This is a genomic window from Streptomyces sp. NPDC029216 (genome assembly GCF_040648015.1).
GTDB lineage: Bacteria > Actinomycetota > Actinomycetes > Streptomycetales > Streptomycetaceae > Streptomyces.
Genome location: NZ_JBEZWL010000072.1, coordinates 1 through 22,552, shown reverse-complemented (window position 1 = coordinate 22,552; position 22,552 = coordinate 1). Strand labels below are relative to the sequence as shown.

The following is a 22,552-nucleotide window of genomic DNA, read 5'->3' as shown; positions in this document are numbered from 1 at the left end:
CGAACGGGTAATTGAAGGCCCTCGATCCCGCGGCCTAGCCTGATCGACAGAAAGCGCTTTCTATCACGCTTTCACGACACAGCCGACGGGACCGGAGGACGGATCATCATGGAGCGCAGGACGATCAAGATCGCGATGAACGGTGTGACCGGGCGGATGGGATACCGCCAGCACCTGGTCCGCTCCCTGCTCGCCCTGCGCGAGCAGGGCGGACTGGACCTCGGCGACGGCACGCTGCTGTGGCCGGAGCCCGTACTGGTCGGACGCCGCGAGGCCGCCCTGCGGGCCATCGCCGAGCGGCACTGCCTGGAACACGTCAGCACCGACCTGGCGGCCGTCCTGGCCGACCCGGAGGTGGAGGTCTACTTCGACGCCCAGGTGACCGGCGCCCGGGAAGCGGCGCTGCGCCGGGCGGTGGCGGCCGGGAAGCACGTGTACTGCGAGAAGCCGACGGCGCTGACCTTCTCCTCCGCACTGGAACTGGCCCGGCTGGCGGCCTCCGCCGGGGTCAGGCACGGGGTGGTGCAGGACAAGCTGTTCCTGCCGGGCCTGCTCAAGCTCAGGCGGCTGGTCGAGGGCGGCTTCTTCGGAGAGATCCTCTCCGTCCGGGGGGAGTTCGGCTACTGGGTCTTCGAGGGGGACCGGCAGCCGGCCCAGCGCCCCTCCTGGAACTACCGGGCGCAGGACGGCGGGGGCATCGTCGCCGACATGTTCCCGCACTGGGAGTACCTGCTGCACGAGCTGTTCGGCCGGGTCCGTACGGTCCAGGCCCTCACCCGTACGCACATCGGCCGCCGCTGGGACGAGGAGGGAAAACCGTACGAGGCCACGGCGGACGACGCCGCCTACGGGATCTTCGAGCTGGAGGGCGGCGCCGTGGCCCAGATCAACTCCTCCTGGGCGGTGCGGGTGCACCGCGACGAGCTGGTGGAGTTCCAGGTGGACGGGACGCACGGTTCGGCCGTGGCAGGTCTGCGGAGCTGCCGGATCCAGCACCGCGCGAGCACCCCGAGACCGGTGTGGGATCCGGATCTGCCCTCGGCGGAGCCCTTTCGCGCCCAGTGGCAGGAGGTACCGGACGACGGCCCGTTGGACAACGGGTTCAAGGCACAGTGGGAGCTGTTCCTGCGCCATGTCGTACGGGACGAACCCTGGCGGTGGGACCTGCTGGCAGGGGCGAGGGGGGTACAGCTCGCCGCGCTCGGCCTGCGCTCCTGCGCCGAGGGGCGACGGCTGCCGGTGCCGGAGGTGACCCTGTGAACGGGATCCGGCTCCCCTCGGCGGACGGAGGGTTCCGCCTGCACCGGCCTTCGGCCGCTCCCCTCGGACCGTTCCGCTGCCGCCCGGCCCGCAGCCGCGTCTTCTATGCCGCCGCCCATGTGGCCGCGGCCGCCGCTCCTGGCGGGGGCGGGCCGGTGGTCGACTGGGAGGCCACGCTGGCCTTCCGGCACCGGCTGTGGGAGCTGGGGCTCGGGGTGGCCGAGGCGATGGACACCGCCCAGCGCGGGATGGGCCTGGGCTGGCCTGGCGCGGCGGAGCTGATCCGCCGGTCGACGGCCGAGGCGCGGGCGGTGGGCGGCCGGATCGTCTGCGGCGCGGGGACCGATCAGCTGGCCCCGGGCCGGGTGCACTCCCTCGCGGCGATCACCGCCGCCTATGAGGAGCAGCTCGCGCACGTCGAGGGCTGCGGGGCGGGGGCCGTCCTGATGGCCTCCCGTTCCCTGGCCGCGGCCGCCCGGGGTCCCGAGGACTATCTGGAGGTGTACGGAGCGCTGCTGCGGCGGAGTTCCCGGCCGGTGGTACTGCACTGGCTGGGGCCGATGTTCGATCCGGAGCTGGCGGGTTACTGGGGCCACGGCGACCTCGACGCGGCGGCGGACCTCCTCGTGAAGATCGTCGGCGAGCATCCGCAGAAGGTGGACGGCGTCAAGGTCTCGCTGCTGGACGCGGAGCGGGAAAAGAACCTCAGACAGCGGCTCCCGGCGGGCGTGCGCTGCTACACGGGAGACGACCACCACTATCCGGAGCTGATCGCCGGGGACGGGGAGTCGGCCAGCGACGCCCTGCTGGGGGTCTTCGGCCCGATCGCCCCCATCGCGGCGCGTGCGGCGCTCGCCCTCGACCGGGAGGATCCCGCCGGATTCCGGGAACTGCTGGATCCGACGGTCGCGCTGGCCCGGCACCTGTTCGCGCCGCCGACCCGGCTCTACAAGACGGGAGTGGTCCTGCTGGCCTGGCTGGCGGGGTATCAGGAGCGGTTCACGATGCTGGCCGGGCTGGAGTCGGCCCGTTCGCTGCCCCATCTGGCGCGGGCCTACGAACTGGCGGACCTGCTGGGCCTGTTCCCCGACCCGGAACTGGCCTTGGGCCGGATGCGCCGGCTCCTGGCGGACCGGGGGATGGGGGCGTGAACCGGGTGGTGGCCCCGGCCCGGTTCAGTCTGAACCAGGAGACGGTGCGGCAGTGGTCGGTGCCCGAGCTGGTGGACGGATGTATTGCGGCCGGTGTGGGGGCGGTGGGGCTGTGGCGCGACCCCGTGCGCGGGTTCGGAGTGCGGGAGACGGCGCGGCTGGTGGCCGGTGCCGGACTGCGGGTCAGTTCCCTGTGCCGGGGCGGGTTCTTCACCGCCGCCGATCCGGCGGGCCGGGCGGCCGCGCTGGAGGACAACCGGCGGGCCGTGGAGGAGGCGGCCGAACTGGGCGCGGACGTCCTGGTCCTGGTCTCGGGCGGGCTGCCGGAGGGCGAGCGGGACCTGGCGGAGGCCCGGCGGCGGATCGTCGGCTTCCTGGGCGACCTGGTCCCCTGGGCCGCCGGGCACGGGGTACGGCTGGGTATCGAACCGCTGCATCCGATGTTCGCGGCGGACCGCTGCGTGGTCTCCACCCTGGGGCAGGCCCTGGACATCGCCGAGCAGTTCCCGGCGGAGCGGGTCGGAGTGGTGGCCGACTCCTATCACGTGTGGTGGGACGAGCGGCTGGCCGCCGACCTGGGCCGGGCCGGTGCGGGCGGGCGGATCGTGTCCGTGCAGGTGGCGGACTGGGTGACCCCGCTCCCCGAGGGCGTGCTGCTGGGGCGGGGGCAGCTCGGCGACGGGTGCGTCGACCTGCGGGCCTTCCGGGAGCTGGCCGACCGGGCCGGCTACCGGGGTTCGGTGGAGGTCGAGATCTTCCATCCGGGCCTGTGGGCCCGGGACGGCCGCGAGGTGCTCCGGGAGGTGATCGCCCGCTACCGCGAGCACGTGGAATGAGCACGCCCGGCAGGACCGGCACGACCGGCCGGCCTGCGGGGACCCGGAAGGATCGGACCTACCGAGGAGCATGTGATGACAGAGAGGTGGAGCCGGCGCGCCTTCCTCTCCGCCGCGGGCGGAGGTGCGCTGCTGGGGGGCGGGCCGGCCGCCCGGGCGGGAGCCGGCACCGTGGGCGATGTCCATGAGGCGATGCGCGCGGTGTGGCTCGGCCTCGTGCTGGGGGGCGGGTTCTCCGAGACGGCCGCGCCGTTCCGTTCGCGGCTCGCCGAACTCGGCGAGGAGGCGGGCCGCTGGGCCGCGGCGATGCGCCCGGCGGCCGGTGCGCTGTGGCCGGACCTGGGGTTCGCCTCGGATCCCGAGCGGATGAGCAGGAGTTACAACCGGTTGCGGAGCATGGCGGAGGCCTATACGCGGCCCGGCACCGGGGTCACCGGGGACAGCGCCCTGCTGAAGGCCCTGCTGACGGGCCTGGACCATCTGCACGCGCAGGTGTACCACGCGGGTCGGGAGCCGTACGGCAACTGGTGGTGCTGGCAGATCGGTGCCCCGCAGGCCCTGCTGGACGTGTGCGTCCTGTTGTACGGGGAGCTGTCGTCGGCCCGCCGCGCCGATTTCTGCGCGGCGGTGGACCACTTCGTCCCCGATTCGGCCGTGGCCGTCTACCAGCAGGCGAGTACGGGTGCCAACCGGGTCGACCTGTGCCGGGTGCTGGCGCTGCGCGGGGTCGTGGGCTCCGCTCCCGCGAAGATCGCCCTGGCCAGGGACGCGCTCGGGCCGGTCTTCCCGTACGTCACCGCCGGCGACGGCCTCTACCGGGACGGTTCCTTCGTCCAGCACCTCTGGGTGCCGTACGCCGGGACCTACGGCGCCGTCCTGCTGAACGGGCTGGGCCTGCTGTTCGCCCTGCTGAAGGGAACGCCGTGGGAGGTCACGGATCCCGGCCGGCAGAACGTCTTCGATGCCGTGGAGCGGAGCTGGGCGCCCTTCCTGTTCAACGGGCTGGTCATGGACGCGGTGTCCGGGCGGGCGGTCAGCCGGGGGGTGGCGGCCTCCGACGCCCGGCGGATCCGGCAGGACGACCACACCCGGGGGCATGCGCTGCTGGCCGCGATCCTGCTGCTCGCCGAGGGGGCGAGCAGGGCCGAGCGGGCCCGCTGGCGCGCTCTGGTGAAGGGCTGGGCGGAGCGGGCGCACTACAGCCCTCCCCTCGCCGACCGGACGCTCGGGATCCCCGCCCTGGCGCGGCTGGCCGAGCTCGGCGCCGACCCGGCGGTGACGCCGCTGCCCGAGCCGGTGGGGCACCGGCTGTTCGCCTCGATGGACCGGGCCACGCACCGGAGACCGGGCTGGGCGGCCTCGCTGTCCATGGCCTCCCGGCGCATCGCCCACTACGAGACGGGCAACGGCGAGAACCTGCGCGGCTGGCACACCGGCAGCGGGATGCTCTGCTGGTGGGGCTCCTCGTACGGCAACGGCCAGTACTCGGACGCGTTCTGGCCCACGGTCGACCCGTACCGGCTGCCGGGCACCACCGTGGCGCGGAACGCGCTGGCGGACGCGGCGGGAGGCGCCTGGGGGGCGGCCCGGCCGGACACGGCATGGGTGGGCGGGTCGAGCGACGGGGAGTTCGCGTCGGTCGGTCAGCACCTGCGCGGTCTGGGGAGCACCCTGGAGGCCCGCAAGTCCTGGTTCTTCCTCTCCGACGCGATCGTCTGCCTGGGGGCGGGGATCAGCTCCTCGGACGGCGTTCCGGTGGAGTCGGTGGTCGACAACCGCGGTCTCGGTGCCGCCGGGACGCACGCGCTGACCGTCGGCGGCCGCGTGCGGCCGTGCGCCCCGGGCTGGTCCGCGGAGTTCCCCTCTCCCGGCTGGGCGCACCTGGCGGGCTTCGGCGGGTACGTGTTCCACGGTCCGGGGAGCGTCAGGGCCTTGAGGGAGGCGCGTACCGGGCGGTGGAGCGAGGTGAACCAGGGCGGCTCCAGGACCGCGCTCACCCGGCGCTACCTCACCCTCTGGTACGACCACGGCACGGATCCGGAGGACGCGGAGTACGCGTACCAGCTGCTTCCGGGGGCCTCGGTGGCCGGGACGGCGGCCCGGGCGGCCATGCCGGGGTGGCCCGTCGTCCTCGCCAACAGCGCGGCGGCCCAGGGGGTGGCCGTCGGCCCGCTCGGCTTCACCGGTGTCAACTTCTGGCGGGCCGGGGCGGCCGGCCCGCTGGAGGCGAGCGCCCCCTGTTCGGTGACGGTGCGGGAGAGGGCCGACGGCACGGCCAGGGTGTGCGTCGCCGATCCGGCCCGGGCGGCCGAGGAGCTGGAGCTCGTGTGGGACCGGCCCGTCGCGGCGGTGCTGTCCCGGCCTCCGCACCTGGTCTCGGCGGGGACGGGGGCCCGGCTGCGGCTCGTCTTCGGGGGCCTCGGCGCCACGGCGGGGGTGAGCCATGAGGTGGTGGTGCGGATGCGGTGAGGGCGGCGGGGGAACACGGCCCGGCAGGGGTCTCGTGTACGGACCCGAACCGCTCCGGTGCCGGCCCGAGGTGGCCGGGGGCCCGGCCGGGGCGAGGCGGGCGGCTCATCGGTGGGGTGGTGCCGGGCGGGCGGGCAGGGGTGTCATACCGTGCCCCGCATGGATCAGGAGCACATACCCGGGGGCGCCGAGGGCGCGGGCAGGCGGCGGTTCCTCGCCATCGCGACGGGCGCGGCCACCGCCGCCGGGCTCGGCTCGGTCACCGGCTGCGCGGGCGGCCCGGGCGGCGGGGGCGGAGGCGGGGGCACACCGAAGGGGGACGGTGCGGGCAAGGAGGCGCCGGCCGCGCCCGGCCGGGGCGGATTCGATGTGAAGGCGGAGAACGCCCGGCCCGGGAACGCCGACTGGCACGTGACCAAGGCCGGACCGGCCCGCGCCATCGAGGGGTTCGCGGACAGGGTCAGCGTGCTGCCCGGGGAGTCGTTCGGGCTGCACGTGTCCACCACCGCCCCGCGGTTCACCGTCTCCGCGTACCGGATGGGATGGTACGGCGGGGCCCGCGCCCGGCTGGTGTGGCGTTCCGAGGCGCTGACCGGGGTCCGTCAGCCCGAGCCCACGGTGGACGCCGGCACCCGCATGGTCCGCACCCGGTGGCCGCGTACCGCCACGGTGGACACGAAGGGCTGGCCGGAGGGCTGCTACCTGCTGCGGCTCGACGCGCAGGGCGGCGAGGGGCAGCGGTTCGTGCCGGTGACGGTCCGCTCGGCGGCCACGGCGGGCCGGACGGTGATCGTCAACGCGGTGGCGACCTGGCAGGCCTACAACCGCTGGGGCGGCTACGGGAGCTACGACGGCCCGAGCGGCGGCTACGCCTCGCGTTCGCTGTCCGTGACCTTCGACCGGCCGTACGAGTACGACGACGGGGCGGGGCTGTTCCTCGTCTACGAGGCACCGCTGGTCGCGCTCGCCGAGCGGCTGGGGATACCCCTCGCCTACGCGACGACCACCGATGTGGCGCGGGAGCGGCGCCTGCTGGAGGGGGCCTCGGCCGTGCTGTCGCCCGGCCACGACGAGTACTGGTCGCCGGAGCAGCGCGCGCACGTCACGGCGGCCCGGGACGCGGGCAGCAACATCGCGATACTGGGCGCGAACTGCTGCTTCCGCCGTATCCGGCTGGAGCCCTCCGAGCTGGGCCCGGACCGTACGGTGGTCTGCTACAAGTCCTCCTACGACCAAGACCCCGGCTTCAGGCGGGGGCAGCCGGCGACCGTCGACTTCCGCTCCGCCCCGGGGGCCGACCCGGAGAGCTCGCTGCTCGGCGTGATCTACGACGGCTACCCGGTGGACGCCCCCTACGTGGTCACGAACCCGGGGCACTGGCTGTTCGAGGGGACGGGCGCGAAGGCCGGCGACGGCTTCGCGCACCTGGTCGGCGTGGAGTACGACAAGGTCAACACCGGTTTCCCGACTCCGCGCCCGATCGAGATACTGGCCCACTCCCCCGTGGTGTGCGAAGGCCGGCCGAGCCATCAGGACACGGCGTACTACACCGTGCCGAGCGGGGCCGGGGTGTTCGCGACCGGCACGATGCGCTGGGTCGAGGCCCTGGACGCCACCGGTGACGGCCGCAGCGGCACCAACCACGGTCTGGACGCCCGCTCGGGCGCCCTGACCACCCGGGTGACGGAGAACCTGCTGCGCGTCTTCGCCGCGGGCCCGGCCGGCCGGACGCATCCGGCGCAGGACAACGTCAAGGCGGTGTACGGGGGATCGTGAGGCCCACGTGTCCGGTTTTCGCTGGACCGGGCGCGGGCGGCGTGCTTAGGATCAAGGTGACGGCATCGCGTGTCGGTCACCGACCGGGTGAGGCATGGAGGTGCCGTGACATGCCTTGCGGAGGCATTCACCCATGTCCGTCCAGTTGAACCACACCATCATCCACTCCCGTGACAACCGGGAGTCCGCCGAATTCCTGGCGCACGTCCTCGGTCTCGAAGTCGGCCCGGAGTGGGGCCCGTTCGTCCCCGTCGTCACCGGAAACGGGGTGACCCTGGACTTCGCGACCATCCCGGCCGAGTCCATCACCCCGCAGCACTACGCGTTCCTCATCTCGGAGGAAGAGTTCGACTCGGCCTTCGAGAAGATCCGGGAGGGCGGAGTGGAGTACTTCGCCGATCCGCACCGCAAGCACCCGGGCGAGATCAACCACAACGACGGCGGGCGCGGGGTCTACTTCCTTGACCCCGCCGGGCACGCCATGGAGATCATCACCCGCCCGTACGGCGGCTGACGGAAGCCTCAGGGGCCCGCGGCGCACCGCGCCGCGGGCCTCTCGCACGTCCTCCCCCGCCGCAGAGCCCTGGACAGATAGTCTGCGCACAGATAATCTACGAACAGATGGAATGAAGAAGAGCGCAGGACAGGACGATGAAGGAGCGCGCGCATGTGGACGTACGAGCACACCATCGAGACCACCGCCACCCCCGGGGCGGTCTGGCGCCTCTGGGCGGACGTCAAGAACTGGGGTGACTGGAACCCCGGGATCGAGCGGATCGAGATCGACGGCCCGTTCGCCGTCGGCGCCCGCATCACGATGACCCCGCCCGGAGAGGACCCGGTGCCGCTGGTCGTCGCCGAGGCCGTCGAGGACGAGCTGTTCGTCGACGAGGCCCGGTTCGGCGGCCTCCTGCTGCGCACCGAACACCGGATCGACCGCGCGGACCACGGCCCGGTCCGCATCACCTACCGGATGGAGATCACCGGCCCGGGCGCGGACGAGGCCGGGCCCGGGATCGGCCCGGGCATCACCGCCGACTGGCCCGAGACCATGGCCGCGCTGGCGCAGCGGGCGGCACGCTGATGGCACTCAGCCCCGGCGAGAGCCCCGGGTTCCTGCTCTGGCACGCCACCCTGCGCTGGCAGCGGGAGGTCTCGGCGGCGCTGACCCCGCTCGGCCTCACCCACGTGCAGTTCGTGCTGCTCGCCTGTGCCTGGTGGCTCAACGGCCAGGGTGAGCACCCCAACCAGCTCGCCCTGGCCCGCCAGGCCGGCACGGACGTCAAGATGACCTCCCAGGTGCTGCGCGCCCTGGAGCAGAAGGGGCTCGTCGAGCGCGAGGTCGACCCGGCCGACACCAGGGCGAAGCGGCTGCGCGTCACCGCCGCCGGTGCCGAACTGGCACCCCGCGCCGTCGCCGCCGTCGAGGAGGCCGACGCGCGCTTCTTCCGCGCGGTGCCCCTCGGCGAGGCGCTGCCCCTGCTCAGGCGGCTGGCCCAGCCGGAGGCCTGAGGCGGTCGGCCCTCAGCCGGCGGGCCGCTCCGGGAGGTAGACGATGCTCGGAGCGCCCGTCGCCGGATGGACGGCGACATGGGTACGGACCCCGTAGACCTCCGCCAGCAGCTCCTCCGTGAGCACCTGCCCCGGCGGCCCCTGCGCCACCACGCGGCCGCCCGCCAGGACGTAGAGGCGGTCGCAGAAGGACGCGGCGAGGTTCAGGTCGTGCAGGACGAGCAGGGCGGTTACGGGAAGCCGCCGGACCAGGCCCAGAACCTCCAGCTGGTAGCGGATGTCGAGGTGGTTCGTGGGCTCGTCCAGCGCCAGCAGCCCGGGCTCCTGCACGAGGGCGCGGGCCACCAGCGCGCGCTGGCGTTCGCCGCCCGAGAGTCCGTCGAAGCGGCGCCCGGCGAAGGCGGCCGCGCCGACGGTCTCCAGGGCCTCGGTGACGCGCCGGCGGTCGTCCGGGCCGTCCTGCTCCCAGAACCTCTTGTGCGGGCTGCGCCCCATGGACACGACCTCGCGGACCGTCAGCCCGAAGGTGCCGGCCGCGTCCTGCGGGAGCACCGCCACCCGCCGCGCGCGCTCCTTCACACCCAGCGCCGGGGCGTCGTCCCCGTCGAGCAGTACCCGGCCGGCGGTGGGCGGCAGGGTGCCGTAGACGCAGCGCAGCAGCGTCGTCTTGCCGCTGCCGTTGGGTCCGACGACCCCGACCGTCTCGCCGGGCCGGGCGGTGAGGTCGACGCCGTGCAGCAGTGTCTGCCCGTCGACCTCGTAACGCAGGGCCCGGACCGCGAGTTCCACCGGACGCCCCGTCATCCGGCCACTCCTTCGCTCCGGGTGGACCTGCGCAGCATCCACAGGAAGAACGGTCCGCCCACCAGCGCGGTGACCACGCCGACGGGTATCTCCCGGGGCGCGGCCGCCGTACGGGCCAGCAGATCGGCCAGGGTCAGGAAGACCGCCCCGGCCAGCGCGCAGACGGGCAGCAGCGCCCGGTGCCCGGCGCCCGCCACCATACGGGCGGCGTGCGGAACCATCAGCCCGACGAAGCCGATCGCCCCGCTGTACGCCACGAGCACCCCGATGACGAGGGAGGTGAGGACGAAGACGGCGGCCCGGAAGCGGCTGGTGTCCAGGCCCAGGGTGCGCGCTCCCTCCTCCCCCGCGAGCAGCAGGTCGAGGGGGCGCGCGAGGGTGACGAGCAGGCCGGTGCCGACGAGCAGCGCGACGGCAGGCAGGGCGAGTTCGTCCCAGCGGGCCCCGCCCAGGCCGCCGAGGGTCCAGAACAGCACGGAGCGGATCTGGTCGGGGTGCGCGGACAGCACGAGCACGAGGCTGGTCAGCGCGGACAGGACGTACTGGACGGCCACCCCTGCCAGGACCAGCCGCGCGGTGGTCATGGTGCCGCCGCGCCGGGCCAGGGCGTAGACGGCGACGAGCGCGGCCAGGGAGCCCGCGAACGCGGCGAACGGCAGGCCGGTCCCGCCCAGGATCCCGGCCGCGCCCGCCCCGAACACGACGACCAGCACCGCTCCCGCCGAGGCACCCGAGGAGGCGCCGAGCAGGAAGGGGTCCGCGAGCGCGTTGCGCACGAGGGCCTGGAGCACCGCGCCCGCGACGGCGAGCCCGGCGCCGACCACGGCCCCGAGCAGCACGCGCGGCATCCGTACGTCCCACACGATGGAGGCGAAGGCCCCGCCCCGCGCCCCGGGCCCGTCCAGCACGATGTCGAGCACCTGCCCGGGGGCGATGCGTACGGGCCCCAGGGCGAGCCCGGCCACCGCCGAGCCGGCGAGCGCGGCGGCGAGGAGCACCAGCACGGCCGCGGTGCGACGGCCCAGGCGACGGCCCCCGGTCACGCGGCGTCGGGGTGCAGCTGACGGCCCAGGGACTCGACCGCGTCGGCGACCCGCACGCCCAGGACGGCCGAGGACAGCGGGAGCACGACGAACCGCCGGTTCTTCACGGCGGGAACCTCCGCCAGCGCCGGATCGTTCAACAGGCGCTGCTTCTTGGCCTCCACGGTGGTGCCGCCGTAGTCGTAGACGAGGACGACCTCGGGCTTGCGCTCGATGACCTTCTCCCACGACACGTCGCCGAAGGTGTCCTTGAGGTCGGCGAACACGTTCGTCCCCCCGGCGAGGGAGACGATCTCGTTGCCGATGCCGTCGCCTCCGGAGGTGAAGGCGGAGGCCTCGCCCGAGTCGTAGACGAAGACGGACGGGCGGGCCCGGTCCTTCACCCGTGCGGTGACGGCGTCGATACGGCGCTGCTCGTCCTCGACGAGGGCGGCGCCGCGCTCGGGCACGCCGAAGGTCCGGGCGACCTCGGTGATCTCGGTCCTCAGCTGCGCGAGTCCGACGGGCCCCCGCGTGCAGTACTCGACGCTGAGCCGGGAGTTGATGCCCGCCGAGGCCAGGCCCTCGCGGTCGCGGCCCTGCCCCTTGTCGAAGGCGCTGGCGTAACCGCCGTACACGAAGTCGGGGTTGGCGCCGAGGAGCACCTCCTTCGACGGGTACTCCTTCGCCAGCACCCTGATGCCGTCGTAGGCGGACCGGTAGGCGGGGAGCACGGAGTCGTCGAGGTAGGCCGTGCCGGCCATCCGGTCCTGGAGGCCGAGGGCGAGCATGATCTCGGTGGCGTGCTGGTTCATGGTGACGGCGCGCTCGGGCGGGGCCTGATAGGTGCTGCTGACCCCGCAGTTGGTGACGGTGTAGGGGAACCCGGGCGCGGCCTTCGCGCCGGAGGCGGGCCGTCCGGCCTCGGACGGACCGCCGCACGCGGTCAGGGGGATCAGGAGCGCGAGCGCGGAAAGCGGGCGCAGGGCAGCGCGGAAACGCGACATGGCAAGGCCTCTCCGGGGGATCCTCGTCCCCGGTCGAAGGGAGGGGCGGTGCGTCAGTGTCTGACTCCCGGAGCCCCGCGGACGGGGAACGCCGGTCACAGTGGCGGGACCGCACCGGAATCGCACCGGTTTCCTGTCCTGCACCGCCTGGGACAACCCGGCCAAGTCTGCCAGATGGCGCTTTTGCCGCTCGAAGGGGCCCAAACGCCGCCGGTGGCGGAAGGGGACGGTACGGGGGATCGTGGGCCGTGAGGGGAGGTGTGGAGGAGGTCCGCCATGCGCCACGCCAGTCACTCCAGTCATGCCGGTCACGGCGGTCACGGCGGTCACGGCAGCCGCCGCCTCCTGGCCCGCCCCCTCCTGGCCCGCCTCCTCCTGACCCCTCTCGTCGCGGCCCTGCTGCTCGCCGCCGGCCCCGGCGGCTCCGGCGAGACCGTCTCCCTCGACGGCGACCGCCCCGGGGAGCACCTCGACGTCACCCTCACCCGGGTCGTCGACCCCGCCGGTCCCGCGCCGGAGCCCGGGGCCGACCGGCTGGTCGCCGTGGAGCTGCGCCTGGAGAACACCGGAACGGTGCCGTACGAGGACTCCCCCGCCTCCGCCGCGCACCTGCTCGACACCGCCGGGCAGCGTTTCACCGGCCTCAGCGGCGCCACGGACGCCGGCCCGGCCCTCCCCGACACCGTCACCCTCGACCCGGGCCGGTCGGCGGTCGGCTTCGTCACCTTCCGGCTGCCGGAGGAGGCCGTCGCGGCGGCGGTGCAGTTCGCCCTGGACTCGGGGCTCGGCGACGACATCGCCCAGTGGAGCCTCTCGTAAGTCCGGAAATTACCTCGACGTATCTAGTGACTTAGCAGGCAGCCAACAGTAGAACTTGTTCCCACTCCGTCGAGAGTGAGGAACGCCACATGAGCGACAAAGGCCTGCACAACAAGGTGTCCAAGGGTGTTTCGCGACGCGGGTTCATCGCTGGAACCAGTTCTCTTCTTGGGGTCATGGCACTCGCGGTCGACACCACCGCGGCCCGTGCCCGTCCCGCCACCGCATCCGCCGTCGCGAACGCCCCCATCGCATCCGGGACCCATGTCCCGGCCCTCGTCATCGGCACCGGCTACGGCGGTTCCGTCGCCGCGCTGCGGCTCGCCCAGGCCGGGGTCGACGTCCACATGGTCGAGATGGGCATGGCCTGGGACACCCCGGGCAGCGACGGCAAGATCTTCGCCAACACCACCAAGCCCGACTACCGCTCCTTCTGGCTGCGCACCCGCACCAAGGCGCCGCTGAGCAACTTCCTCGGCTTCCCCATCGACAAGGACGTCCCGAAGTACACCGGCATCCTCGACGCCGAGGAGATGGGCGGGATCATCGTCTACCAGGGCCGCGGGGTCGGCGGCGGATCGCTCGTCAACGGCGGCATGGCCGTGACCCCCAGGCGGCAGAACTTCGCCGCCATCCTCCCCACGGTGGACGCCGACGAGATGTACGGCACCTACTACCCGCGGGCCAACGCCGGGCTCGGGGTGGGCCTCATCGACCCGGACTGGTTCGAGACGGTGGACTGCTACCAGTTCGCCCGCGTCGGCCGCAAGCACGCCCAGCGCTCCGGCTTCCCCTTCGTCTTCGTACCCGACGTCTACGACTGGGACTACATGAAGCAGGAGGTGGCGGGCACCGTCCCCAGGTCCGCCGTGGACGGGGAGATCCTCTACGGCAACAACGCCGGCAAGAAGTCCCTCCAGAAGACCTACCTGGCCGCCGCCCGGGCAACCGGCAAGGTGGCCATCTCCCCGCTGCACCGGGTCACCACCGTCTCCCCCTCGGACGGTGGCGGCTACGCGGTCGTCATGGAGGAGCTGAACACCACCGGCGACGTCGTCGCCGTCAAGACCGTCACCGCCGACCGGGTGTTCTTCGCGGCCGGCAGCGTCGGCACCAGCAAGCTGCTGGTCAGGCTGAAGGCGACCGGCGCCCTGCCGCTCCTCAACGACGAGATCGGCAAGGGCTGGGGCGACAACGGCAACGTCATGTGCGGCCGCGCGAACCACATGTGGGACCCGACCGGCACGGTGCAGGCGTCCATCCCCTGCGGGGGCATCGACAACTGGGACGCGGGCGGCGCCTTCGCCGAGGTGGCCCCGCTGCCGACCGGCATCGAGACGTACGCCTCCTTCTACCTCTCCATCACCAAGAACCCCAATGGCGCCGAGTTCTCCTGGAACGCGGCGGCGAGCAAGGTCGAGCTGAACTGGCAGACGGCCTGGAAGCAGCCGTCCATCGGCATGGCGAAGACCATCTTCGACAAGATCAACGCGAGGGAGGGGACGATCTACCGCACCGACCTCTTCGGCACGAACAAGATCTGGGGCGACCACCTCACGTACCACCCGCTCGGCGGCGCCGTCCTGGGCAAGGCCACCGACAACTACGGCCGCCTGCACGGCCACCCGGGCCTGTACGTCATCGACGGAGCGCTGATCCCCGGCAACACCAGCGTCAACCCGTTCGTGACGATCACGGCCCTCGCCGAACGGAACATCGAGAAGATCATCGCCACGGACCTGTGACGGAGCACGGTCACCGGGGCCGGCCGGGCGCCTCGCGCGCCCCGGCCGGCCCCGCCGCCGTTCAGCTCCCGGGCAGCACACAGACGCTGTCGAGGCCCAGGACGTGGTTGAGCCGGCCGAAGGCGAGCCAGGAGCCGATGCTCATGCTCAGCTCCACGATCTCCACCTGGCTGTAGTGCGCGGTCATCCGCTCCCAGAACTCCTCGTCGAGGTTGTGGTGGTCCAGGGCGTAGCGCTCGGCGTACTCGGCGGCCAGCCGGGTGCGGTCGTCGAAGGCCTTGGTGGTGCGCCACTCGGTGACCGCGTCGGCGAACTCCTCCTCGACCTTCTCCCCGTCCCGCTCGGTGCGCCAGTCGAGGCAGAAGACGCATCCGTTGATCTGCGCGATGCGCAGCCTGGCCGCCTCGAACTCGCGCAGGCCCAGGGTGGTGTGGGCGTAGACCGACAGGGAGAAGTTGGCCGCCGCCATCCCGATGCCGGGGACCAGGTCGCCCCACACGTACTCGATGGGGTGCTGGCCGTCGGGGACGTCGATCCTCATGGCTGTTTCCTTCCGAGTTTGCCGACTGCGGGCCGCAGCGGGACGTCGAGGGCGTCGTAGAGCCCGGGCTCCGCCTCCACCAGCCAGTCGATGGCGCCGACCAGCCGTCCGACGGCGGTGGCGTTACCGCCCGCCGAGCGGTTCTCGCCCTCGTCGGTGGCCTCGACGGTGACCTCGATGCGCGGGCGGCCCTCGATGACCACGCGGTGGGCGCCGGCCCCGCCGTCGGGCGGGGCGGGCCAGTCGGGGGCGCAGGAGGCGTGGATGCGGGTGACGTGCTCGATGACGATGCGGGGCTCGCCCGCGACGATGCCCTGGACCTCGAAGCGGATGGCTCCCTGGGTACCGGCCTCGAAGACACCCATGGTGGGCGTGGTCACGGTGGTGTCGAGGGCGCGCCGGTCGGAGGTCTCGCGGATGGCGTCGAGCTCGACGCCGAGGGCGCGGGCCATCATCCGGATCTGCCCGCCCCACACCATGGTCGGCACCGATGGCATGAGCATCATCGGCTCGTAGTCCATGGGCAGGCCCATGCCGACCAGGTGGCGGACGGAGTCCGGCTGGTCGTACGTTGAGTAGTCGAAGATCTCCTGGCAGCGGATGGCGTCCACGGTGGTGCCCAGTCCGCTCAGCAGCAGCGGGAGCACGTCGTTGCCCCAGCCGGGGTCGACGCCGGAGGCGAAGAGCGAGCCTCCGCCCTCGGCTATCGCCGCGAGCACCGGGTCGCGGAACTCCGGCGGGGCGCTGCGGTGGTCGTAGAGCGGGTAGAGGGCGGGGCTGACGACGGCCGCGCCCGCCGCGACGGCCCGGGTGATGTCGGCGAGGGCGTCGTCGGGGCGGACGTCGCCGGACGCCGCGTAGACGAGGGCGGCGGGCCGGGCGGCGAGCACCGCCGCGACGTCGTCGGTCGCCGCCACGCCCAGCCGGCGGTCGAGCCCGGCGAGTTCGCCCGCGTCGCGGCCGACCTTGGCGGGGTTGTGGACGATCACTGCCGTGAGTTCGAGCGCCGGGTGGGCCTCGACGGCGCGGATCGCCGCGCGGCCTACGTTGCCCGTGCCCCAGACCACCGTGGGAATCATGCGCGGAGGGTAGCTACGGGGCGCGGAGGAGCCCAGGGTCGTGGAGGATGTTTTTCGGGCCCGGCACACGGCCCCGAACTCCGGGTGCGGACAAAGGATTCGGCCGGCCGGGCGCCACCCCGTACGCTCCCCCGGCATGAACATGAGGAACTCGACGGTACGGGCGGTCAACCGGCTCACGGCACGCTGGGCCGAAGCCCACCGGGGCGACACCGGTACGGTCTTCACCGCGGCCGGGGTCTGGCCGTTGCTGGCCCCCCTCGCGGACGGGGCGGCGGGCCCGGCCCGGGCGGAGCTGGCGGAGGCCCTGGGCATACCCGCCGAGCGGGCGGCGGGGGCCGCGCGGGAGCTGCTGGCCGCGCTGGACGGCGTACGGGGCCTGCGGGCGGCGGCGGGCCTGTGGTCCAGGGCCGACCTGCCGCTGGAGGCGTCCTGGTTGGAGCGGCTGGCGCCCGGCACCCGGGGATCGCTGACCGGCGATCCGGACGCCGACGGCAAGGCACTGGACGCCTGGGCCGCCGCGCGGACGGACGGCCACATCGAGCGCATGCCGGTCGCACTGCCGGAGGGCCCCGACGCGGCCCAGCTGGTACTGGCTTCGGCCCTCATGCTGCGGCTGAAGTGGATCCAGCCGTTCTGGGAGGGGTACGGCCGGCCGTCCGCGGGCCCGTGGGCCGGCCGGACCCTGCGCATGCTGCGCCGCGACACGGCCCTGATGGACCGGGTCGGGGTGGCGGACGGCCCCGCCGGAGCGGTGACGCTGCTGGAGGTGGTCGGGGACGGCGGGGTCGACGTCCACCTCGTCCTGGGCGAGCCCGGCGCCGGTCCCGGCGGAGTCCTGACCACCGGGATCGAGGCCGTCACCCGGGCCCGGCCCACCACGCCCGTGAGCCGGCTCCCGGAGGGCAACTCCGGCCCCGGCCTGGCCGTCGCCACCGTGCTCGCCCTGTCCCCCGAACCCCGGCTCCGGATCGAGACGCCCGCCTTCGAGGTACGGGGGGAGCACGATCTGCTGGAGCAGGCCCGGGTGTTCGGGTTGGAGCAGGCCTCGGACAACAGCCGCGGTCACTTCCCGGGAGTCAGCGCCGAGCCCCTGGCCGTCGGCTCGGCCCGGCAGTCGGCGCTGGCCCGCTTCCACGCGGAGGGCTTCGAGGCCGCCGCGGTGACGGCGGTCGCCATGTCGGTGGGCTGTGGTGTGCCGCCCCGGATCCGCTACCGCACCCGCCGGGCCGAGGTGTCCTTCGACCGCCCCTTCGGCTTCCTGGCCGTCCACCGCACCTCGCGGCTGGTCCTCGCCGCGGGCTGGGTCACCGGTCCGCTCCCGTACGAGGAGCGGGAGGAGAAGACGGAGGAGGAGAAGAGGCGCGAGGAAGAGGAGGCGGATGCGGCGTGGGAGGAAGAGGAGTAGGCGGCGGCAGCGTGGCGGCCAGAGCCGCCGTCTCCGCGAGGGCGGGGACGCGGCCGGTGCCGCCCCGGCCGGAGACCGACAGGGAGGCGGCGGCGATGCCGTGGGCCACCGCCTCCGGGAGGGGGTCGCCGAGGACGAGCCGGGCGGTGGCGGTGCCGGTGAAGCAGTCCCCGGCACCGGTCGCGTCGACGGGGTCCGGGTCGACCGGGACGGGGTGGAATGCCCGCCGGGTGCCGTCGTCGAGGAGCAGCCGGCCGGCCCCGGCGGTGACGGCGACGGCGCGGGCGCCCAGGGACCGGTAGCGGGCGGCCGCCGCACCCGGGTCGGCGATGCCGACCAGGGCCAGGGCGTCGGCCGGGCAGGAGGTCTTGAGCAGCCCGGTCAGCGGGGCCAGCGCGGCCAGCAGGGAGCGGGCCTCGTCCCGTCCGGTCAGCCGGGGGCGGAAGTTGGGGTCGTACGTGACGTGGCCGCCGGCCCCGTGGACGGTCCGGGCGGCGGCCAGCACCGCCTCGCGGCTGGTCGGGGAGAGCGCGCCGGCGATCCCGCTGGTGATCAGCGCCCCGGCGCCGGTCAGCAGCTCCCGCCAGGCCTCGACGTGGGCCGGGGAGAGGGTGGAGCCGGCACTGCGGGTGCGCCAGTAGACGAACTCGCGCTCGCCCCCGGTGTCCGCGCAGAGCAGGTAGGCGCCGTTGGGGTACGGGGCGCGGTGGACGTGGGAGACGTCCACGCCCAGCTCGGCGGCCCGGTGCAGCAGCGGGACGCTCAGTTCGTCCTCGCCGACCACCGCGAGCAGGGCGGTCCGCGCCCCGGCCGCGGCAGCGGCGGCCGCGGCGTTGAGGGCGTCGCCGGAGTAGGAGATCCGGGCGGCGGTGCCGTCGGCGGCCGCGCGCAGCGGGGTGTCCGCGTGCACCTCGACGAGCACCTCGCCGAGCACGAGGACGTCGTACGGCCGGGCGGCCGGGGAAGCCGGGGAAGCCGCCACGGCTACCGCTCCCCGTACGGCCCCGGCGCCGCCAGGGTCGCGAACAGGGCGGCCAGTTCCGCCGGGTCGGCCGGGAGCCCGCTGCCGATGCCGACGGCGCTCGCCCCCGCCGCGAGCCAGTCGCCGATGTCCCCGGGCGCGATCCCCCCGGTCGGGATCAGGAAGGCGTCGGGGAGGACGGCCCGCAGGGAGCGGAGGAACGCCGGACCGCCCACGTGGGCCGGGAAGACCTTCGCGGCGCCCGCGCACCGGACGGCGGCCGCGATCTCACCGGGGGTGAACCCGCCCTCGACGAAGGCCGCCCCGCGCCGCCCGGCGACCTCGCGGACCTCGGGCGCCGGGTAAGGGGACACCAGGAACCCGGCCCCCGCGTCGAGCGCCGCCCCGGCCTGGGCCGCGGTGGTGACGGTGCCCACGCCGATCAGCGCCGGGCGGCCCAGCGCGTCGGTCAGGGCGGCCGTACGGGACACGGCCCCGGCCCAGCCGGGGGTGGAGGTGGTGAGCTCCACGGCACGGCAGCCCGCCGCGAGCAGGGCCTCGGTGGCGCGGACGGCCTCGTCGGCGTCACTGCTGCGCAGCACCGGGAGCAGGCGCTGGGCGGCCATCACTTCGTACGGACGCAAGGACACGGGCCCCTCCCGGATGTTCCCCGGAGGGAACTCGGCGTCGAACAAGGCGACTTATTGGTCCAGACCTTACACATCAGGGGGCCGGTCGGCGCCGCAGATCTTCCTCGGGATAAAAAGTTCTTCCGGATAAGTGTTATCGGGGTCCCCCTCGACGGTCTCCCAGTTGTTGGGCATCATCGACCGCCGGTACGGACAGGGAAGTTCACATGAGTACACAGCACACGGCAGAGCTGGTGGCAGCGGCCCGCGCGGGCGACCCCCGCGCGCAGGACGAACTGGTCAGTGCCCATCTGCCGCTCGTCTACAACATCGTCGGCCGGGCCCTGAACGGGTCCTGCGACGTGGACGACGTGGTGCAGGACACGATGCTGCGGGCGCTCGACGGGCTGGGCGGTCTGCGCGCGGACGACAGCTTCCGCTCGTGGCTGGTGGCGATCACGATGAACCGGATACGGGCCCACTGGCAGGCCCGCAGCGGTCTGCCGGGCGAGAGCGGCCTGGAGGCGGCTCAGGACGTCGCCGACCCGGGCGCCGACTTCGCCGACCTGACGGTGGTCAAGCTCCAGCTGTCGGGGCAGCGCCGGGAGACCGCCCGCGCCACGCGCTGGCTGGAGCCCGACGACCGGGCGCTGCTGTCGCTGTGGTGGCTGGAGTGCGCCGGTGAGCTGACCCGGGCCGATGTGGCGGCCGCGCTGGAGCTGACCCCGCAGCACACGGCGGTGCGGGTGCAGCGGATGAAGGCGCAGCTGGAGTCGGCGCGCGTGGTGGAGCGGGCCCTGGAGGCGCAGCCGCCGTGCGAGCAGATCCGCGCCATGACGGGCACCTGGGACGGCCGCCCGTCCCCGCTGTGGCGCAAGCGCATAGCCCGGCACGCCCGTGAGTGCCTGCGCTGCTCCGGGCTGTGGAACGGGCTGATGCCGGCGGAGGGGCTGCTGGCCGGGCTGGCCCTGGTCCCGGTCGCGGCGGCGCTGATGACGGGCGTACGGGCCGCCGTGACGGCGAGCACCGCCCCGGTGGCCTTCGCGGACGCGGCGACCCAGCTGAGCCCGGTGGTGTCGGGCCCGGGCCGGGCGGCCCGGCGCAAGGGTGGTGACGCGGGCGCGGGTGACCCGGCCGGCAGCCGCGGGGCGCAGCGCAAGCGGCGCCAGCACCGGCGCCGGGCCATCGGAGGGGCCGTGATCGCCGCGTGCGTGGCGGGCGGCGGCCTGGTCTACCTGACGACGATGCCCGGCAAGAAGGGCGACGAGGCGGGCGGCGCCTCCCCCGCCTCGCCGCTGGGGGCCCTCTCCGCACCGGACACGGCCTCGCCGCAGCCCTCCGGCTCCCCCTCGGCCTCGCCTTCCGGCTCCGCCTCCCCCTCCCCTTCCGCCTCGGCTTCCACCTCGGCGTCGGCCTCGCCGTCCCCGAGCGGCTCGAAGGCCTCGGACCCGGAGCCCGAGCCGACCCGGAGCAACCCTCCGAAGCCGGCGCCGCCCGCTCCGGCGCCCGCCCCGGCGGGGGTGGTCGGGCAGGTGATCGCCCTGGTCAACTCCGAGCGGGCGGCGGCGGGCTGCGGCCCGCTCAAGGAGGACGCGCAGCTGGACAAGTCGGCGCAGGGGCACTCCGACGACATGGCGCAGCGGGACTTCTTCTCGCACACCAACCTCGACGGGGCCGACCCGGGCGCGCGGATCACGGCCGCCGGCTACCGCTGGTCGACGTACGGGGAGAACATCGCCAAGGGCCAGCAGACCGCTCAGGCCGTGATGGACTCCTGGATGAAGAGCCCGGGGCACCGGGCGAACATCCTCAACTGCTCCTTCAAGGACATCGGCGTGGGCATGCACCCGGGCGCCGGCGGCCCCTGGTGGACGCAGAACTTCGGCGCCCGCATGTGAGGGGTCCGGTCCCGCGTCCTCCTCTTTGACTCAGAATCGGGGCAAGATAGGAGCTGGAGTCCAAAGGGCAGATCAGAGCGGGCGGGGTGAGGTGCGTGCCGAGGAAGGAGCTGCGGCCCCATCAGCGCGAGGCCGTGGACGCCGTCGTGCGCGCCCTCCAGCTGCCCGCCACCGGCCGGGTGCCCGCGCGGGGCCTGCGGACCCAGGTGATCATGGCCACCGGGTCCGGGAAGTCCCTCGTCGCCGTCCGCTCCTCCGAGGAGCTGCGGGCCGGCCGGGTGCTCGTCCTGGTGCCCTCCCTCGATCTCCTGGTGCAGACCGTCGCCGCCTGGCGGGAGGGGGGCCGCACCGGGCGGGCCCTGGCGGTGTGCTCGCTGCGCGGCGAGGACGTGGGGGTGCCCACCACCACCGATCCGCGCATCCTGGCCCGCTGGGGCGCCCGGCCGGTGGAGCGGGTGACGGTGTTCGCCACGTACGCCTCGCTGGGCCTGGGCACCATCGAGCGGGCGCACCTGGCGGGGCTGCCGTCCTGGGACCTGGTCGTGGTCGACGAGGCGCACCGCACCTCGGGCCGGATCGGCAAGCCCTGGGCGGTGGTGCACGACAACGTCCGGATCCCGTCCGTCCGGCGGCTGTACATGACGGCCACGCCCCGGGTGTGGCGTGACGGCGAGGACTCCGAGGAGGAGGAAGAGGCCGGCCGGGAACCGCGGGGACGGGGCGAGCTGGTCGCCTCGATGGAGGACGACCCGGAGGGGCCGTTCGGCTCCCGCTGCCACACCCTCTCGCTGTCCGAGGCCATCGACCGGGGCATCTGCGCCCCGTACCGGGTGGTGTGCGTGGACGTCAGCGACCCCGGGTTCCAGTCGGCGGTGCTGCTGGGCGCCGACGGGCGCTCGGACCGGGTGCGCGGGATGCGGCTCGCGGCGCTCCAGGCGGCGCTGGTGAAGGCGGCGGCGGACCAGGGCTTCCGGCGGACGCTGGTGTTCCATCACCTGACCAAGGAGGCCGAGGCGTTCGCGGCGGGGCTGCCGGCGGTCGCGGCCCGGCTGCGGGCGTCGAGCCGGAGCCCGCTGCCGGTGTATCCGCGGACGGTGTGGGCGGACTGGCTGTGCGGGCAGCACACGGCGGCGCACCGGCGGCGGGTGCTGGACGCGTTCGCCGCGGACCGGGGCGCGGACAAGGCCTTCCTCGGCAGTGTCCGGGTGCTGGGCGAGGGGGTGGACACCAAAGAGTGCGACTCCGTCTTCTGGGCCGACGTACGCGGTTCCATGCCGGACCTGGTGCAGGCGGTGGGCCGGGCGCTGCGGATCCGGCCGGGTGAGGGGAAGGTGGCCTCGCTGGTGGTGCCCGTGCTGCTGGGGCCGGGCGAGTCGCCGGAGTCGATGCTGACCTCGCGGGCGTACGGGGACCTCGCGCGGCTCCTGGAGGCGCTGCGGGCGCACGATTCACGGCTGGTGGAGGCGCTGGCGCAGCCGCAGGCCCCGAGCGCGGCGGCGAAGGCCCCGGCGGCGGCCGCGACGGCGGGCCGGGCGGGGGGCGGGGGCCCGGGCCCGCGGGGGCTCTACACCCCCCCCCCCCCCGCGCCGCGGGGCGGGGTGAAGCGGCGGCGGGGGGGCCAACCCCCGCCCCCCC

Annotated in this window: 20 protein-coding genes and 1 riboswitch; of the genes, 13 read left to right on the top strand and 7 right to left on the bottom strand. The window is 74.1% G+C overall.

Annotation, left to right across the window (positions count from 1 at the left end):
* Positions 1-108 precede the first annotated feature (108 nt).
* The 8 genes from AB0F18_RS24155 to AB0F18_RS24120 all read left to right on the top strand — a co-directional run bounded on the left by AB0F18_RS24155 (position 109) and on the right by AB0F18_RS24120 (position 9,004).
* Positions 109-1,260 (top strand): Gfo/Idh/MocA family oxidoreductase, encoded by a 1,152-nt coding sequence (locus AB0F18_RS24155; RefSeq protein WP_362063984.1) that lies wholly within the window; start codon positions 109-111, stop codon positions 1,258-1,260.
* On the top strand, positions 1,257-2,411 hold the full coding sequence (locus tag AB0F18_RS24150) for a DUF993 family protein (RefSeq protein WP_362063982.1): 1,155 nt from the start codon (positions 1,257-1,259) through the stop codon (positions 2,409-2,411). The genes AB0F18_RS24155 and AB0F18_RS24150 overlap by 4 nt, the downstream gene beginning before the upstream one ends.
* A 5-nt stretch (positions 2,412-2,416) precedes the next feature.
* On the top strand, positions 2,417-3,247 hold the full coding sequence (locus AB0F18_RS24145; RefSeq protein ID WP_362064010.1) for a sugar phosphate isomerase/epimerase family protein: 831 nt from the start codon (positions 2,417-2,419) through the stop codon (positions 3,245-3,247).
* A 75-nt stretch (positions 3,248-3,322) separates the two neighbouring features.
* Positions 3,323-5,716, top strand: a complete 2,394-nt coding sequence (locus AB0F18_RS24140; protein ID WP_362063980.1) for a polysaccharide lyase 8 family protein — start codon at positions 3,323-3,325, stop codon at positions 5,714-5,716.
* Between the two features lie 159 nt (positions 5,717-5,875).
* Positions 5,876-7,492, top strand: coding sequence for a N,N-dimethylformamidase beta subunit family domain-containing protein (locus AB0F18_RS24135; protein WP_362063978.1), 1,617 nt, complete (start codon positions 5,876-5,878; stop codon positions 7,490-7,492).
* A gap of 133 nt (positions 7,493-7,625) precedes the next feature.
* On the top strand, positions 7,626-8,006 hold the full coding sequence (locus tag AB0F18_RS24130; RefSeq protein ID WP_362063976.1) for a VOC family protein: 381 nt from the start codon (positions 7,626-7,628) through the stop codon (positions 8,004-8,006).
* 153 nt (positions 8,007-8,159) lie between these two features.
* Positions 8,160-8,576: an SRPBCC family protein gene (locus tag AB0F18_RS24125; protein WP_362063974.1), complete on the top strand. Its 417-nt coding sequence runs from the start codon at positions 8,160-8,162 to the stop codon at positions 8,574-8,576.
* A complete protein-coding gene (locus tag AB0F18_RS24120; protein ID WP_362063972.1) occupies positions 8,576-9,004 on the top strand; it encodes a MarR family transcriptional regulator in 429 nt (142 codons plus the stop codon). Before AB0F18_RS24125 ends, AB0F18_RS24120 begins: the two co-directional genes overlap by 1 nt.
* A gap of 12 nt (positions 9,005-9,016) precedes the next feature.
* Here AB0F18_RS24120 and AB0F18_RS24115 read toward each other — a convergent pair whose 3' ends face one another.
* From AB0F18_RS24115 to AB0F18_RS24105, 3 genes are read right to left on the bottom strand one after another with little or no spacing between them, the layout of a single operon-like run.
* Entirely contained in the window at positions 9,017-9,808 is a 792-nt protein-coding gene (locus tag AB0F18_RS24115) for an ABC transporter ATP-binding protein (RefSeq protein WP_362063970.1), read from the bottom strand.
* Positions 9,805-10,851, bottom strand: coding sequence for an iron ABC transporter permease (locus AB0F18_RS24110; protein WP_362063968.1), 1,047 nt, complete (start codon positions 10,849-10,851; stop codon positions 9,805-9,807). Before AB0F18_RS24110 ends, AB0F18_RS24115 begins: the two co-directional genes overlap by 4 nt.
* Positions 10,848-11,837, bottom strand: coding sequence for an ABC transporter substrate-binding protein (locus AB0F18_RS24105; RefSeq protein WP_362063966.1), 990 nt, complete (start codon positions 11,835-11,837; stop codon positions 10,848-10,850). The genes AB0F18_RS24110 and AB0F18_RS24105 overlap by 4 nt, the downstream gene beginning before the upstream one ends.
* A gap of 54 nt (positions 11,838-11,891) precedes the next feature.
* Positions 11,892-11,974, bottom strand: a riboswitch (cobalamin riboswitch).
* A 139-nt stretch (positions 11,975-12,113) separates the two neighbouring features.
* Between AB0F18_RS24105 and AB0F18_RS24100 the strand changes: the two genes are divergently transcribed.
* On the top strand, positions 12,114-12,656 hold the full coding sequence (locus tag AB0F18_RS24100) for a hypothetical protein (RefSeq protein WP_362063964.1): 543 nt from the start codon (positions 12,114-12,116) through the stop codon (positions 12,654-12,656).
* Positions 12,657-12,745: 89 nt separating this feature from the next.
* Positions 12,746-14,401, top strand: a complete 1,656-nt coding sequence (locus tag AB0F18_RS24095; protein ID WP_362063962.1) for a GMC oxidoreductase — start codon at positions 12,746-12,748, stop codon at positions 14,399-14,401.
* A 61-nt stretch (positions 14,402-14,462) separates the two neighbouring features.
* On the opposite strand, the gene AB0F18_RS24090 is transcribed toward AB0F18_RS24095, so the two are convergent.
* Positions 14,463-14,942: a carboxymuconolactone decarboxylase family protein gene (locus tag AB0F18_RS24090; protein WP_362063960.1), complete on the bottom strand. Its 480-nt coding sequence runs from the start codon at positions 14,940-14,942 to the stop codon at positions 14,463-14,465.
* A complete protein-coding gene (locus AB0F18_RS24085) occupies positions 14,939-16,021 on the bottom strand; it encodes a dihydrodipicolinate reductase (RefSeq protein WP_362063958.1) in 1,083 nt (360 codons plus the stop codon). The genes AB0F18_RS24090 and AB0F18_RS24085 overlap by 4 nt, the downstream gene beginning before the upstream one ends.
* A 136-nt stretch (positions 16,022-16,157) precedes the next feature.
* Here AB0F18_RS24085 and AB0F18_RS24080 point away from each other — a divergent pair, with 136 nt between their 5' ends.
* Positions 16,158-17,429, top strand: coding sequence for a serpin family protein (locus AB0F18_RS24080; protein ID WP_362063956.1), 1,272 nt, complete (start codon positions 16,158-16,160; stop codon positions 17,427-17,429).
* On the opposite strand, the gene AB0F18_RS24075 is transcribed toward AB0F18_RS24080, so the two are convergent.
* On the bottom strand, positions 17,329-18,411 hold the full coding sequence (locus tag AB0F18_RS24075) for a PfkB family carbohydrate kinase (protein WP_362063954.1): 1,083 nt from the start codon (positions 18,409-18,411) through the stop codon (positions 17,329-17,331). The two genes, AB0F18_RS24080 and AB0F18_RS24075, sit on opposite strands and share 101 nt — an antisense overlap.
* Positions 18,412-18,413: 2 nt before the next feature.
* The gene (locus tag AB0F18_RS24070; protein ID WP_362063952.1) at positions 18,414-19,040 is read right to left on the bottom strand and encodes a bifunctional 4-hydroxy-2-oxoglutarate aldolase/2-dehydro-3-deoxy-phosphogluconate aldolase; all 627 of its coding nucleotides are present in this window, start codon (positions 19,038-19,040) and stop codon (positions 18,414-18,416) included.
* Positions 19,041-19,246: 206 nt separating this feature from the next.
* Here AB0F18_RS24070 and AB0F18_RS24065 point away from each other — a divergent pair, with 206 nt between their 5' ends.
* Together AB0F18_RS24065 and AB0F18_RS24060 are read left to right on the top strand one after the other, a co-directional pair.
* Positions 19,247-20,917, top strand: coding sequence for a sigma-70 family RNA polymerase sigma factor (locus tag AB0F18_RS24065; protein ID WP_362063950.1), 1,671 nt, complete (start codon positions 19,247-19,249; stop codon positions 20,915-20,917).
* A gap of 95 nt (positions 20,918-21,012) precedes the next feature.
* On the top strand, positions 21,013-22,552 hold a 1,540-nt coding region (locus AB0F18_RS24060; RefSeq protein WP_362063948.1), incomplete at its 3' end, for a DEAD/DEAH box helicase family protein.